The organism is Synechocystis sp. LKSZ1 (assembly GCF_040436315.1).
Taxonomy (GTDB): domain Bacteria; phylum Cyanobacteriota; class Cyanobacteriia; order Cyanobacteriales; family Microcystaceae; genus Synechocystis.
Genome location: NZ_AP031572.1, coordinates 1,681,564 through 1,696,489, shown reverse-complemented (window position 1 = coordinate 1,696,489; position 14,926 = coordinate 1,681,564). Strand labels below are relative to the sequence as shown.

At 50.7% G+C, this 14,926-nt stretch carries 9 protein-coding genes; 1 reads left to right on the top strand and 8 read right to left on the bottom strand.

The annotated features are described in order from the left end of the window. Positions 1-85: 85 nt before the first annotated feature. The 3 genes from ABXS88_RS07980 to ABXS88_RS07970 all read right to left on the bottom strand — a co-directional run bounded on the left by ABXS88_RS07980 (position 86) and on the right by ABXS88_RS07970 (position 3,942). The gene (locus ABXS88_RS07980; RefSeq protein ID WP_353674646.1) at positions 86-607 is read right to left on the bottom strand and encodes an RICIN domain-containing protein; all 522 of its coding nucleotides are present in this window, start codon (positions 605-607) and stop codon (positions 86-88) included. A gap of 393 nt (positions 608-1,000) precedes the next feature. Continuing rightward, on the bottom strand, positions 1,001-2,572 hold the full coding sequence (locus tag ABXS88_RS07975) for an AAA family ATPase (RefSeq protein ID WP_353674645.1): 1,572 nt from the start codon (positions 2,570-2,572) through the stop codon (positions 1,001-1,003). A gap of 533 nt (positions 2,573-3,105) precedes the next feature. Then, on the bottom strand, positions 3,106-3,942 hold the full coding sequence (locus tag ABXS88_RS07970) for a carbohydrate ABC transporter permease (RefSeq protein ID WP_353674644.1): 837 nt from the start codon (positions 3,940-3,942) through the stop codon (positions 3,106-3,108). Positions 3,943-4,020: 78 nt separating this feature from the next. On the opposite strand from ABXS88_RS07970, the gene uvrC reads away from it, so the two are divergent. Beyond that, positions 4,021-5,877, top strand: a complete 1,857-nt coding sequence (gene uvrC / locus ABXS88_RS07965) for an excinuclease ABC subunit UvrC (protein ID WP_353674643.1) — start codon at positions 4,021-4,023, stop codon at positions 5,875-5,877. Positions 5,878-5,935: 58 nt separating this feature from the next. On the opposite strand, the gene ABXS88_RS07960 is transcribed toward uvrC, so the two are convergent. The 5 genes from ABXS88_RS07960 to ABXS88_RS07940 all read right to left on the bottom strand — a co-directional run bounded on the left by ABXS88_RS07960 (position 5,936) and on the right by ABXS88_RS07940 (position 14,806). After that, entirely contained in the window at positions 5,936-7,807 is a 1,872-nt protein-coding gene (locus ABXS88_RS07960; RefSeq protein ID WP_353674642.1) for a hypothetical protein, read from the bottom strand. Between the two features lie 221 nt (positions 7,808-8,028). Continuing rightward, the gene (locus ABXS88_RS07955; protein ID WP_353674641.1) at positions 8,029-8,976 is read right to left on the bottom strand and encodes a glycosyltransferase; all 948 of its coding nucleotides are present in this window, start codon (positions 8,974-8,976) and stop codon (positions 8,029-8,031) included. Between the two features lie 62 nt (positions 8,977-9,038). Further along, on the bottom strand, positions 9,039-9,839 hold the full coding sequence (locus tag ABXS88_RS07950) for a transglutaminase-like domain-containing protein (protein ID WP_353674640.1): 801 nt from the start codon (positions 9,837-9,839) through the stop codon (positions 9,039-9,041). 8 nt (positions 9,840-9,847) lie between these two features. Further along, on the bottom strand, positions 9,848-12,505 hold the full coding sequence (topA, locus tag ABXS88_RS07945; protein ID WP_353674639.1) for a type I DNA topoisomerase: 2,658 nt from the start codon (positions 12,503-12,505) through the stop codon (positions 9,848-9,850). Between the two features lie 408 nt (positions 12,506-12,913). Next, on the bottom strand, positions 12,914-14,806 hold the full coding sequence (locus ABXS88_RS07940; RefSeq protein WP_353674638.1) for an ATP-binding protein: 1,893 nt from the start codon (positions 14,804-14,806) through the stop codon (positions 12,914-12,916). Positions 14,807-14,926 lie beyond the last annotated feature (120 nt).

Genomic DNA, 14,926 nt, shown 5'->3' with positions numbered 1-14,926 from the left:
ATAATCTATCAGTAAAGGATCTTATCGTGCATTCAGGAACTCATCTCACAAGAGATAGGCGTGATCGTACTGGATTAAGAGATTTCTAGAAAATCTTCCAGAACTGTCCAGAATAATTTCCACAGTCTGCCATAGTTAGTTGATTATTGTTTCCATCATTAATAATATCTAAACATTTATTTTCGCCTGTAAACTTTGTCTGCAAACGGTAAGACTTGCGATCTCCAGCAGGTTTAATACTCCAAAACTGTCCAGAATAATTGCCACAGTCTGCCATGGTTAGCTGATCATTGTTTCCATCATTAACAATATCTAAACACTTATTTTTGCCTGTAAACTGTGTCTGCAAACGGTAAGACTTGCGATCTCCAGCAGGTTTAATACTCCAGAACTGTCCAGAATAGTTTCCACAGTCTGCCATCGTTAGCTGATTATTGTTTCCATCATTAATAATATCTAAGCACTTATTTTTGCCTGTAAACTGTGTCTGCAAACGATAAGATTCTTTTGGGAAATTGGCAGGCTGGGATAAGGTAATTAGTGATGGAAAAACTGAAGCTAGAATTCCTCCTAGACCTAGTAACCCTATTTGTAGGCTTTTTAGCATAATCTATCTCCGTGAAAGATACTGAATTTGTCCTGAAACCTTGTGCCGACAAGAAAAGCTCATGCCACAACAATACCAGGTTTTAGCCGTTGAATGAGCAGATTTTTGAACATCCTATACGGTTTCAACCCTAGATCCGAGAGAGCCATTTTTGCTCAATTTGATGGGCACAAAGTTGATCTCGCTACTCTGCAAATCGAATTCCGCCTGATTGAACTCTGTGAAAGTTTTGAGTTTACTGCCATCACCCTATTAAGTGTGTTTCAAGACTCGAATTGAAGCAGTCTAACGACCCCGTTCACCCGCCGCAAATAACCTTTCGGACTCAACCAACCGTCTCGATACGGTCGGTGTGTAACGGGATTGTTATGCAGTAATTGTACCGTGTACCATTTAACCAAGAAAACCTCGAATAATATCAGTGATTTTTTGTGCTTCTTCTGGAACAGACTCAAACGCGCTCTTGATTAGATGAGTTGCCACAACTTTCTTATCGAGGTTCAAAATGTTTGCTGCTTCGTAAAACTCATTATGTTTACCAGCTCTAGATGCAGAATCTAGTAGATCATCGACTTCCGCTATTGACATTTGCAGTTCTCGCTCGAATCGATCATAAAAAGGTTTTCTATCAATGGTTTTAATAATCCATGCCTCGGGCCATTCATTGCCTGGTATAAATAGTAGGCGCTTCTCCACCCAATCTTTAGATTCTTTTTGCTCATCAGGATTTTCAAGAGCTTTTGTAAATTGATTAATCTGCTCAGTTTTCTTTGATGCTTTATCTCCATCAAGGAATACACAAACTCTAACCATACTATCTTTTTTATGTCTTTCTTCCTTGTACCTTGCAGCGAGGTGTCGCATGACTGCTGCGGCTGAGCCAATAGGTAAAATCTTGGTACGGGAACGAAGTTCTTTGCCTAGCACTGTTTCCAATATTAACTTAGCTGCTTCATCTTCTACTAAAATATCCAACTCAACATTTGGGCGACCTGAAAGCTTTCCAGTCGCATAAGCTGGAGAAATTTTACATATGATATCAGTCTCAACACCAGTGCGTTCAAGAAAAATTCTGCCCTCTGGAGGTAAGCATTCAAGGATACGAGAAGAATGAGTGGTACAAATAATCTGAAACTTACGCTTCTTGCAAACTTCTTTCAGCTCTTTAATTAAATTTTCTTGAGCTTTCTCGTGAAGACCAAGTTCTATTTCGTCAATTAAAATCAGAGATCCATGTGGACATTCATTGATGATTGAAAATAACTCAAATAAAGAGTGCTCACCCGCTCCCATGTTGAAGCCTGAGTAGATTTTCTGATCTTTTTTAGCTACAACAGGCATTCGATATCTTGAATGCTGCCTGTAACTAAAAATAGTGTAATCAGTCCCAAGGATTCTGCCAACAATTTCGCGAACATCATCTTCCCAGCCGTGAGCAATTCCTGACTGAAATTTACCTCGATAACTCTTAGATACACTTCTTTCTGAATGTGGAACAATGCGTTCAACTCCAAGAAACACAACTGTGCGATGAACCCTGGAATCGTAGTTATTCCAACGACCATTTAACTTCTTAATGCGAGTTTGCCAGCCAGCTCCAGGTTCACGACCTTTCCATTTATTGTGAAGAATTTCACAGTCAATTTGTATCTCACCAAGTGAAGTTTCTTCCTTTGTCTGGACGAAAAAATCCGAAAAAGTATAGTAAGGCTGTTTTCTCCCAGATAACTTAAAGCCGTTGGGTGCATTGTGAAAAGCACAGGCTGATAATGCCAGAACTGTAGTTTTACATGAACCATTACGCCCAGCGATGGCTGTTATTGGGTAACAAAACTCTACAGTAACTTTTCTAAGACCTCGTATCTGACCTCGCAAGACCTTGATCGTGCGTAGTGTTGCACACGAATTGTCATTAGGAAACCATTTAAGGTTATCCTCGTCTAGCTTTGAGTAGTTGTACGCCATTTAAAAAGTGTCAGTAGAAAAAATACACTCAAAACAGAGCAGCACCTATAATTCCTAGAAAAAGATTATAGCTTTTCAATCGGATTTGAGCCTACTCTAGCTACATATTTACCTTGAACTCAGAGAAATAACCCTACGTACTGCCCTTACCAAGAACTTGCGGCATAACTAGGGGATATGCGGCGAGTAACCGCATAACACTCTAGGGTGTTGGCTAGTGAAAACAACAATTTTTCAAGAATTTGGGCTTATGCTAGCGCCGTTTTTCGGGGGAGTCAATCCCTGCACAGCGCCAGCGCCGTATAACGCCTCTAGAAGAGCTACCCTAAGTCTGACTAAGTAAGAGTTGACAAAAATGTAAAATCTTGTTTCTGCCGCATAACACGCTTTGCTTGATTCCTGTAAACCAGTTCACTGTAAGTTTTACCGGGATTATTCCCTTGGCGTTATGCCGCCAAACAGCCCGCTATGACCGAACCAGCGTCGAAGCGAAAATTCCTCGACCGACTGCGTTGGCCCTAGGGCCATGGCGCCTAACCCTTGACGCCACTACCGACCTCTGTGGGGATGATATACCGTTGGGCAAAGATGAAAAGAACGATGATCGGGGCGATGGAAATGACCGAGCCGGCGGCAATGAGACGCCAATCAAAATCCAGGGCACTGGCTAGCTTAGCCACCCCCAGGGGTAGAGTGAAATAATCCGGCTGGTCGAGGACAATTAAGGGCCAGAGAAAATCGCTCCAGGCGCCGATAAAGACAAAAATCCCCAGCGTCACCAGGGCCGGCCTCACGGCGGGGAGCATCACATGCCACCAAATTCCCAATTCCGTACAACCATCAATGCGGGCCGCTTCCTCCAGTTCCTTGGGTACTCCCTGGAAGGCCTGGCGTAGGAGAAAGATACCAAAGGCCGAGGCCAGACCCGGAAAAATGATGCCCAGGTAGGTATTGCGCAGGCCCAACTGCACCGTCAGGATGTAGAGGGGGATCATAACCAGTTGGAAGGGAATCATCAGGGTGGCGACGATGGCCGCCAGTAGGGTGTCCCGGCCCCAAAAGTTCAAGCGGGCCAGGGGATAAGCCGCCAGGGAACAAAATAGGAGATTGAAACCGACGGTCAGACTGGCCACCAAGAGGCTATTACCGAGGTAGCGAGCAAAGGGGTAATTTTGCCAGACCGTCAGGAAGTTGGCCAGGGTGGGCCGCTGGGGCCAGATCTGGAGCAGTGAACCAAAAATATCCTCCGTGGGGGACTTGAGGGCCGTTCCTAGCAACCACACCAGGGGAAACAGCATTAGTAGCGCAATTCCGGTGAGGAGGAGGTAACGTCCCAGATGGCGGGGCACCGCAAAGTTGGCCTGATCCATGGGCTGGCTCCGTTACAATTTTCAACATTAGCTTTTTATCTTAGTCCCTGGCGGGGGTTTCCTCGCCGTCTATCTCCCATGCGTTTATCGGCCCCGCTACTCCAAGACCCCGCCCTACTGGAAAGTCGTCTCCAGGAGATTCCTGGCGATCCGGGGGTCTATTTTATGCGGGATGGCCGGGGCGATATTCTCTACATCGGTAAGGCGAAAAAGCTGAGAACCCGCGTCCGTTCCTATTTTCGGGAGTCCCAGCCCCATAGTCCGCGCATTGCCCTGATGGTGCAACAGATTGCCGAGATTGAATTTATCGTCACGGATACGGAGGCGGAGGCCCTGGCCCTAGAGGCCAATCTGATTAAAAAGCACCAACCCCATTTCAACGTTCTACTCAAGGATGATAAAAAGTATCCCTACGTTTGCATCACTTGGTCGGAAACCTATCCCCGCATTTTTATTACCCGTAAACGCCACCTGGGCAACGCTAAGGATCGTTACTACGGCCCCTACGTCGATAGTTTCCATCTCCGCCAAACCCTGCGCCTGATTAAGCGAATTTTTCCCCTGCGCCAACGTCCCAAGCCCCTCTTTAAACATCGGCCCTGTCTGAACTTTGATATTGGTCGCTGTCCAGGGGTCTGCCAACAATTGATTAGCCCCGAAGACTACCGCCAAACCCTGCTCAAGGTGGCCATGGTCTTTCAGGGCCGCACCCAGGAACTGCGCCAAACCCTACAAACCCAAATGGAGGCCCTGGCGGAAGCCCTCAACTTTGAACAGGCGGCCCTGATCCGAGACCAAATGAGCGCCCTCGAACACCTCAATGCTGACCAAAAGGTGGCCCTGCCCAAGGATACGGTATCCCAGGATGTGATTGCCCTAGCTCGGGATGATCACCATTGCGCCATTCAACTCTTTCAAATTCGGGCCGGTCGCCTGGTGGGTCGTTTAGGCTTTTTTGCCGAGGCCCAGACGGTAGATGCGGGCGAGATCCTCCAGCGTGTTCTAGAAGAGCATTACCAACAGGTGGAACCCCTGGAAATTCCCTTAGAAATTGTGGCTCAGGCCCCCCTGCCGGAGAGCGACTGGCTTCTCCATTGGCTGAGTGAGCGTCGGGGCCGCAAGGTGAATTTAGTCATTCCCCAACGCCAACAGAAGGCGGAACTGCTCGAAATGGTAGAACGCAATGCCCGCTACGAGCTAGAGCGCAGTCAGCGCCAGGTGGCCCGTAATCTCAGTTCCCTGGAGGATTTAGCCGAAATCTTGGATTTAGCAGAACTGCCCCAACGCATTGAAGGCTATGATATTTCCCATTTTCAAGGGGCCAATGCGGTGGCTTCTCAGGTGGTCTTCATCGATGGCGTGCCGGCTAAACAGCACTACCGCCACTACAAAATTAAAAATCCTGCGGTGCAACCCGGTCATTCCGATGATTTTGCCAGTTTAGCGGAGGTAATTGGCCGTCGTTTTCGTCGCTATAGCCAAGGCCCTGACCGTGAGGGCTTTCCTGACCTGGTGATGATTGACGGCGGCAAGGGCCAACTATCGGCCGTGGTGGCGGTACTGACGGAGTTAGGCCTGTTAGGGGAATTGCAGCTTGTCAGTCTGGCTAAACAACGGGAGGAAATTTTCTTGCCCGGTGAACCCCAGCCCCTGGACACCGACCCCGAACAACCGGGCCTGCAACTCCTGCGCCGGGTGCGGGATGAGGCCCATCGCTTTGCCGTGAGTTTCCATCGTCAGCAACGTCTCCAGCATAGCCGCCGTTCCCATCTGGAAGAGATTCCCGGACTGGGGTTCCAGCGCCAAAAACAACTCCTGGCCCATTTCCATTCCCTGGACTACATCCGCGAGGCCTCGGTGACGCAACTAAAGCAAGTAGAGGGCATTGGCGAACGTCTGGCCCAGGAAATTTATCAATACTTCCATCCCCAATAAAAAACAGCGGTGTTTCCAGTTGCCTGGACATCGCTGTTCTGGTTTTAGGTTGAAGGATTTATTGGAAGGGATGTTCCGAGGCGGGATCCGACGGTAGTCCCCACTCCTCCGAGCTCAGGGGATCGCTGGCCAGTAATTCCTCTAAGCTCTCCATGGTATCTGTTGTATTGCCCGTGTTGGTTTCGGCTTCCGGGCCACTCAAAAAGGCGTCCAAATCATGGTCGTCTCTGGTGGTAGGTTTTTCTTCCCCAAAGAGATCGTCCAACCCATCTAGAAAATCCCCTTCTAGGGCGTTTGGGTTTGGCTCGTTATCGGCCTGTAGTAATTCCAGCAGTTCGTGGTCGGGGGTATCCACGCTGGTATCGAGGATATTGATAAACGGATCAGCCAAGTTATCATCGGCTCCTGAGATCGGCAACTCGGGCATCTCCTCGGTATTCTCTTCAAAGAGGTCGAGGCCAGGAATATCGGCATCATCGGGGGCCTCCCCAAAACCGGCAAACAGATCGTCGGCGGCCTCCGTTTCCGGTGTACTCTGCTGTAGCTCCATCAAAAAGTCGAGTTCTTCCCCCGAACTGGGAATTTCCTCCGTTAATTCCACTCCTTGGGCTTGGTCAAGGGGAAAGTCTGCCAGAAAATCCGCCGGCAGGGCCTCGGCTTCTTCCACCGCTCTCACTTCTTCGACCAGCACTTCGGGTTGATCCGTAGGGATTTCGGCTAGAAAATCGATGGGTAATTCCAGCGCATCGTCGGCGCTACTCAACTCCTCTAGAATCAGGGGACTTTCCTCAGATAAGGGTAATTCCTCCAACACCGGACTGGCGACGTCTTCAAATAAAGCTTCGGGTTCCATCGCCGCCAATGGGCTGGTGCCAAAATCCTCTAGGTCAAAGATGGCGGGTTCGGCCGCTTCGCCTAGGCCCTCTTCTGTAACGGTCAGTTCAGGGAAATCGGCCAGGGCTTCGCTGGTAGGTGTTTCTCCCAAATCTCCGGTATCCACCCAGTTATCGCTTTCCTCGGTGAAGGGAGAGGTAATTTCAGCGGCGGCACTCTCGGATTCTGGAGCAAAAACGTCTTCGACGGGGGCCTCCGGCATTTCCCAGTTAGGCGGCTCGAAGCTGGACTCTGTCACGGTCGGGGCCGCATCAACCCAATTTTCCTCGGGAGCAACGGTAAAATCAGCAAAATCCGCGCTAGCCTCGGGGGCCCTGTCTTCCAGAGCGGGGGGTTCCCAATTGGAGGGTTCAACGGCTTCTTCCATTACCGCCGGAGCTTCCGGTGTGGCAACATTGGCCCAAGGCTCTGCTTCGGCTTCCGGGGCTGCCACTTCTTCTACGGTTTCGGAAATCTCTGCTTCACTGACCGCCGGTCGAGCTTCCTCCTCAGCAGGAGCAAAGTTTTCTACGACCTCGGGTGCTTCAACCGTTTCGGTTGTCGGGGCCGGAGTTTCCTTCGATAAAAATTCATTGGCAGCCCAGCCAGCTACTCCCGCCAGGCCAGCGGCCGCTACTCCGCCCATTAGGGCATTTCCCTGGCCCGACTCTTCCTTTGATTCCAGGCGGCTTTGTAGGTCTGTGATCTGCTGTTGGTAGGCATCTCTCTCGGCCTGGAATTGGGCGGTCTGGGTCTGGTAGTCTTGCTCTTGCTGTTGCAGGCGTTGACGGAGTTCTGCCAATTCTTGGGTTAGCGGACTATCCGTGGGCTCCGTTTGGGCCAACTGGTTTTGATAACGGCTTTCGAGGTCTTGGTAGCGAGCCTGGGCTTCCTGGAGTTGTTGCTGAAGGTCTAGGGCATCGCCCCCGGCTTGCTCAGCTCGTTCTAATTTTCGTCTAGCTCCTTCGAGTTGATGTTGAAGTTTACTGACCAATAATAGATAGACGCCCCCCGCACCAACAAGGAGTCCAATAAGTCCAAATATAATGTTTTGCATGATTATTGATGTATCTCCAAAAAATTAATGCTAATTTAGCGTTCCCGCATCGGCAATGCAAGTAAACATAGCCTAGTCCTTTGGTTTCCTTTGAGTCAGGCCATGGCGAATTGATGTCTCTTCCCCCCGGACACAACGGTAATGCCTAAGTTTAGAGTCTTTGCTTGAATAATACAAAACTTTGTATGGGTTTTATAATTATGTCAAGATATTTTAAAAAATCAGGTCGAAGCGGGATCAGCTGCCTGTTCCTGGTAGGCCGCATAAACCCCTTGAACGTTGTACCAATTGAGAAAAATACGGGCAATCTCCAGGGCTAATTGGGGACGTTTTTGGTCGATCAACCACTGGAGCAAAGGGGCCAGCGTCTTTTCGTTGAGGTGCCCCCCCAAGGATAATAGGCCCCAAAGCAGGCGGTGAAGCCAGGTCATTTGGATCATCATCCGTACTTCCCAGGTGGGATGTTTTTGATAAAACAGCACACCCATGCGGCCCCGTTGGATTTCCCGATCAATGAGTTGGGGAATCTGGGCCAGGCTGAAGGGCGGATGCCAGTGGTAGCCAACGGCGGCGGGACACTTGATCAACGTCAGACCCAGTTGTTTTAGCCGCACCCCGAGTTCCAGGTCTTCCCAGCCGTAGAGTTGAAATTGAGTGTCAAATAAGCCAGCGGCCTCCAGCCACTGCTTGGCGATGGCTACGTTACCCGTCGCAAAATAGGCCGCCGAGAAATCGGTAATTTTGTATGGTTCGCTGGTAGGGTCGTCAAAGTTGCAGGTATTGATTACGGCCCCGTAGGTAAACAGGCGGTCACTCTGGAGTTGGGCCTGGCCAGCGATGAGGGCATCGGCATGGGCCTGGAGAAAGTTTTCGGTGACGACCAAGTCACTATCAATGAAAATAATGATGTCTCCCTTGGCCTGGTGAACGCCGAGATTGCGGGCCATGGCAGGGCCTTGGTGGTCTTGGCTGTAGGTAACGACCTGGGGAAAGTCTTGGCGGTGCTGGGCCAGCCATTCCAGGGTGCCATCGGTGGAGCCATCATCGACGAGGACAATTTCGTAGCCCTCAACCTGGGTATTGGTGAGGTGCTGGACGGTCAGCGCACGGAGGCATTTTTCTAAAATGAGCCGGCGATTGTAGGTAGGAATAACAACGCTAAAAAACATGACGCTGGGGAAGGAGGACGTTTTATTGTAACCAATGAAAATCGGGATACCCGGCCAGGCCCCTAACGAATTTGCTCTAGGATCTGGTGGATGGTAGGGGCATCCTGGGCTTGGGGGGCCAGGTTAAGGTAGGCCTCTAGGTCAAGAACGGCCGCTGCAAACTGGCCAGTTTGGTAATAAAGCAGGCCCCGGTCACGCAGTTCCGTCGTGGCATGGGGGAGCGTCGCCAACAAAAAGCTGACCATCGTCAGGGCCCGTTCGTAGTCGTGGCTATTGATGTAGATAAACTTGAGGTTGGTCAGCATCCGGGCCAGGATTTGGCGATTTCCCACCGGCTCTAGAAAATGGGGTTGGAGTCGAATTTCCTGCTGATAAACCTGTTGGAGTCGTTGTTCACAATCCTCGGCAAAGAGAATTTCCCCCTCGTTGAAGACATCGACAAAAATGCCTACGTCTTCAAAGTCAGGCCGTACCAAAAAATGACCAGGGAGACCAATGCCCACCATGGGAAAATCGAGGAGTTTTGCCAACTCTAAATAAACCACCGCCAGAGAAATAGGAATCCCCGTGTGTCGGCTCAAAACCTCATTCAAAAAGCTATTACGGGGGTCGTAGTAATTGCGGCTGTTGCCACTGTAGCCTAACTCCTGGAAGAGATATTGGTTGATCGCTTCGATTACCTTGAGGGGATAGCGGGGGGTCGGCAAACGCGGGGCCAGGGCCGCGGCCATTTCCCGCAGTTGAAACAGGTAGGGGTCGGGTTGGAGGTCAGGATATTCAGCTCGGGCAAAGTACAGGGCCGCCTTAGCCAAGTGAATCTGGTCATCAGGCTGACTAACTTCTCGTTGATAGTAGAAATCCATGGAGGGGCTTAACTTTCGGCTGATTTCGCTTTAACGGAGCGTTTACGGGTTGTTTCTTGGGAGGTGCTTTTCTTGCGGGAACTGGATGATTTGCTGGCACTGCTAGTGCGCTTACGCTTGCTACCGGCCTTCTCCGCCAACAGGGGCAGGGCCTTTTCTAGGGTTATGCTATCAGGGGTTTCTCCCTCTGGTAAGCCAACATTAACCTTGCCGTGCTTAATGTAGTTGCCGTAGGGGCCACTATAGACATTGACAGGTTCTTGGTCTTCGGGGTGGGGGCCCAATTCCTTGAGGGGAGTTTTGGCCCCTCGAGCGCCCCCCCGGCCCCGTTTGGGTTCTGCCAGCAATTCTAGAGCCCGTTCTAGGGTAATGGTCAGGACATCATCCCCAGCCTTGAGAGAACGATAATCTTTCCCTTCCTTGCCTTGGTCATGGACGATGTAGGGGCCAAAACGTCCTAAATTAGTTTGGATTTTGGCTCCAGTCTCCGGATGCTGGCCCAGGGTTCGGGGCAGGGCCAACAGACCCACGGCCATCTCTAGGGTGACCATCTCGGGGGTGATGCCCTTGGGGAGGGAGGCTCGCTTGGGTTTTTTATTAGTTTCTGTAATTTCCCCTAGTTGCAGGTAGGGGCCATAGGTTCCCAGGAGCAGAAAAATCGGTTCACCGCTATCGGGATGGCGGCCGATTTGGTCAGGGCCTTCGGTTTTTTGCTTGAGCAGGGTGGCCACCTGGTCGGGGCTCAGATCTGCAGGGGTGAGATCGGTGGGAATAGAGGCAGTAACAACGGCCTCACCCTGGGGAATTTCGATGTAGGGGCCAAACTTGCCGATCTTGACTTTAGCGGCGAGGTTCTCCAGTTGAATGGCTTTAGCGGTTCCCGGATCAATCTGGCTCTCTCGCACCTTGACTTGGTTTTCCAGGCCCTGTTCCCCCAGGTAGAAACCCTGGAGGTAGGGCAACCAGGCCGTTTCTCCCGTGGCAATTTCATCCAGGGTTTGTTCCATACGCGAGGTAAAGCCGGTATCCACTAGGTCGGGAAAATGGGATTCCAGCAGGGTCACGACGGCAAAGGCCGTAAAGGTCGGCACCAGGGCCTTGCCCCGCATTTGGGCATAGCCGCGATCCATAATGGTGCCAATGATACTGGCGTAGGTACTCGGTCGGCCCACCCCTTCGCTTTCCAGGGTTTTCACCAGCGAGGCCTCTGTATAACGGGCGGGGGGTTGGGTTTCATGGCCCACTTCCTCGATGCGTTGGCAATCGGGGCGGTCTCCTTTTTTCAGGGGAGGCAGGATCACCTCTTGGTTTTCAATGGCAGCATCGGGGTCATCGGAACCCTCCACATAGGCTCGGAAGAAGCCCGGAAAATCAATGCGTTTACCCGCCGCCCGAAATTCGGCATCTTCGACCGTCAGACTGACGCTCAACTGGGTAACACGGGCATCAGCCATCTGACAAGCCACGGTTCGTTTCCAGATGAGGTCGTAGAGGGCCAGTTCTTGCCCCGTTAGGCCCGTCTGATTGGGAATACGAAATTCTGTCCCCGCCGGGCGAATGGCTTCGTGGGCCTCCTGGGCACCCTTACTTTTGGTCGTGTACTGTTTCGGCTGGGGGCTGAGGTACTCACGGCCGTACATCTGCTGGACACAACTGCGGGCGGCGGCGATGGCCTGCTCGGAAAGATGCACCGAATCTGTCCGCATGTAGGTGATAAAGCCCTCTTCGTAGAGCTTTTGGGCAATGCGCATGGTGTCGCGGGCCGAGATCCCCAATTTGCGGTTCGACTCCTGCTGGAGAGTTGAGGTGGTAAAGGGGGGATAGGGCTTGCGAGTGGTGGGTTTTTCTTCGGTTTGGCTGACCTGCCAGGGTTTGCCGGTCAAGCGTGCCTTCAAAGCTGTCGCCTGGGCCTGATCGAGCACCACCACTTTTTTGCCCGCACTGAGTTGGCCGGTGCGCGGATCAAAATCGGCCCCTGTGGCCAGTTTTTCTCCCCCCAGACTAACGAGCTTGGCTTCAAAGGGATTTTGGGATTGGATTAATTGGGCCTTGAGATCCCAATAGCTGGCTTCCTTAAAGGCCCGGCGCTCCCGTTCCCGTTGCACCAGCAGGCGTACCGCTACGGATTGCACTCGTCCTGCCGACAGGCCCCAGGCAATTTTTTTCCAGAGCAGGGGAGACAGGGTATAGCCCACTAGTCGGTCTAAAATGCGGCGTGTTTCCTGGGCGTGGACTAAATTTTCGTTGATATCCCGACAATTCTTCAGGGCCTTTTGAATGGCTTCCTGGGTAATTTCATGGAACACCATCCGCTTAATCGGCACCTTGGGGGCCAGCAGTTGCAGGAGGTGCCAGCTAATACTTTCCCCTTCCCGGTCTTCGTCCGTCGCCAGAATCACTTCCTCCGCCTGTTTCAGGGCCGATTGTAATTCCTTCACTACTTTTTTCTTACTCTTGGGAATGACGTAGAGGGGTTCAAAGTTGCCTTCCACATTGACCCCGAGGTTGGCCCATTGCTTATCTTTGTAATGTGCTGGAATTTCCTCCGCCGAGGCCGGCAGGTCGCGGACATGGCCCATGGAGGCCTCAACACGATAGTCCTGGGGCAGGTAATTGCGGATAGTCCGTGCTTTGGTAGGCGATTCGACAATGACAAGTTTGGACATAGGGTTGGCGGCAATTACAGAACAGGGAAATCGGATAGGGAACCAGCGTTGTTGAGCAGGGCTAGGCGGGAGCAGCCAGGAAGGAGCACTCGCATCCTCCGTTGGTGGCTCAACTTAATAATGATAGTAAAGACTTTTGGATTATTTTTGACAAGTTGTTCTCCTGGGCCTAGGGAGAGGAAGCGGCACCAGCATAGCTAAAACCTATAGAGTCAATAAGAAAAATCGTTTTCATCGCCAATGGTTTTCGCCTAGGCTAGGGAAAGAAAATTAAAGAAATGTTAAGGAGTTACGAATGACTAATTTCATTGCTCTAGGGTTTTGTACCTATTTTGCGCTCCTGATTGTATTATTTTCCCTGAAAAGCACACTCCTCAAGGGGTCTGCTAGCCTAGAAAAATCGGTGGATTAGGCCGAGGCTCCGTGGGGAGGCTCTTCCGCAGCCGCTAAAATTTCATCAAAATCAAAATTTTGCACTAGTGCCATTAGTTGTTGTTGCAGGGCCTGCTGTTCTGCGGGAATTTGTTGAATGAGGCGAAGGAGTTGACCACGATCCGTAGCCAGGGCGGCCTGACTCACATCGGTTCGCCATTCCAAGGGCATGGTCTTGAGGTCATCGGCCCGGAGGGTTTTCATTCCTGGAACTGGATGGGGCAGGGTTGCTTGCCAAGAACCGGTCTCCCTGGCCCCCTCCTCTGGGGGAATCAAGACAGGAATCACAAAGCTAAACTTGGCCCCCGAGGGTTGTGCTGGCACAAAGGTCAACTCTCCTCCTAGCAAATGAACAAATTGGTAACTAATGGTTAGGCCTAGGCCGGTTCCCGATTGGATATTTTTTCCGGAAGAAGTCTGGGTAAAGGGTTTAAAGAGATTTTCCCGTTCTTCTGGGGGAATGCCGACCCCTGTATCCTCGACAGCAATGGCCAACTGTACTTGCTTACCCTGCCGGGCGGCACAATGGGCCCGCACCCAAATCTGTCCCTGGGGTGTAAACTTCACGGCATTACTAATTAAATTAATCAGGACTTGGCGGAGCTTTTGCTCGTCGGTTTCTATCAATTGGGGAAGATTCCTGTCCACCTGATAGTGGAGGTCTAGTCCCTTATTTTGACAGGGTAAGGAAAACATATCCTGGCAAGTTTGTAAAAGCTGAGTGAGCCTAAAAACCCTGGGTTTAAAGTCGGACTTACCCGCTTCTAATTTCGACAGTTCAAGGACATCGTTAATCAGGGTGAGAAGATGCCGCCCACTTTGATTAATTAGTTTAATAAATTCCTGTTGCTGGGCATTTAGGAGTGGTTCCCGTTCCAGAAGTTGGGAAAATCCCAGAATAATATTAAGGGGGGTTCGCAGTTCGTGGCTCATATTAGCCAAAAAAGCACTTTTGGCAAAGTTAGCGGCCTCGGCCGCCTCCTTGGCTTGACAGAGGGCATTTTGGTAATGTTGGCGTTCTAATTCTGCGCTGGCCCGGGCGGCAAAAATACGCAGGATGGCCTCACGATGGACATTGTAGGGCATGGTTTTTGTATCAATTACCGCCAGGTGGCCAATGGCCCGCCTCTCTGCATTCAGCAAGGGAATCCCCAGGTAGCTCTCGGCCTGGAGGCTTTGGAGAATCGAATCCAGCGGAAACTGACGCGCCGCCTGCTGGGCAACGTACACCGTCTCTCCTTGGAGTACTGGGGCGCAAATAGTCTGGGTACATTCATAGACTTGATTTTCTTGAATGTGCTCTGTCCCAAGAACCGCTAATACCCTAGCCTGTAGAGGCTGATTCCCTACAACTTCGGTAACTAGGGCGTATCTAACCTGGAGTACTCGAGCTAAATATTCCAAGCAAGAACAGAAAAAATCGTAGCCCGTTTTACTCGCGGTTCCCTCCATCACTAATTGCATTTCTGTCTTCTGATGCTGAGTAATATCCAGGCCAATCGATAAAATTTCCTGGAGTTGGCCCTGGTCATCAAAAATAGGCCGATTCGACCAAGAAATCCAGCGACGCTCGCCATTTTTGCAGATTACTTCATTTTCATTGAGCAAATACTGGGCTGGGTCATTACAAATGTTATTGATTAAAATCCCTAAATCTCGCCCTGAAGATTCGGTGACCGGAACAATCGTGCCGACAACATTACGCCCCAATAATTCCTGGGCTGTAAAGCCGAGTAAGTCTAAACCATAGGTATTAATAAAATGAATATCACCGTCACAATTCCAGCGCAAAATAATGGCATTGGCCATTTCGACCATGGCTTGATAATCAACATTATCCGGTAAAGGAAACGGGGGAGAGACGGACATCAGATTGACTCTCGTATCGCGACATAACGAGAAAAGACCAACAGTACAGCACTGATCTCTGGCATGGGCGATAATCCTCAAGCAAGAACGCTGATGGAGTCAGCCATTGGCTGGATATTT

Excerpts from the sequence above, each read along its gene's own strand:
- ABXS88_RS07980 (WP_353674646.1), bottom strand. The coding sequence starts at position 607 with ATGCTAAAAAGCCTACAAATAGGGTTACTAGGTCTAGGAGGAATTCTA.
- ABXS88_RS07975 (WP_353674645.1), bottom strand. The coding sequence starts at position 2,572 with ATGGCGTACAACTACTCAAAGCTAGACGAGGATAACCTTAAATGGTTT.
- ABXS88_RS07970 (WP_353674644.1), bottom strand. The coding sequence starts at position 3,942 with ATGGATCAGGCCAACTTTGCGGTGCCCCGCCATCTGGGACGTTACCTC.
- uvrC (WP_353674643.1), top strand. The coding sequence starts at position 4,021 with ATGCGTTTATCGGCCCCGCTACTCCAAGACCCCGCCCTACTGGAAAGT.
- ABXS88_RS07960 (WP_353674642.1), bottom strand. The coding sequence starts at position 7,807 with ATGCAAAACATTATATTTGGACTTATTGGACTCCTTGTTGGTGCGGGG.
- ABXS88_RS07955 (WP_353674641.1), bottom strand. The coding sequence starts at position 8,976 with ATGTTTTTTAGCGTTGTTATTCCTACCTACAATCGCCGGCTCATTTTA.
- ABXS88_RS07950 (WP_353674640.1), bottom strand. The coding sequence starts at position 9,839 with ATGGATTTCTACTATCAACGAGAAGTTAGTCAGCCTGATGACCAGATT.
- topA (WP_353674639.1), bottom strand. The coding sequence starts at position 12,505 with ATGTCCAAACTTGTCATTGTCGAATCGCCTACCAAAGCACGGACTATC.
- ABXS88_RS07940 (WP_353674638.1), bottom strand. The coding sequence starts at position 14,806 with ATGTCCGTCTCTCCCCCGTTTCCTTTACCGGATAATGTTGATTATCAA.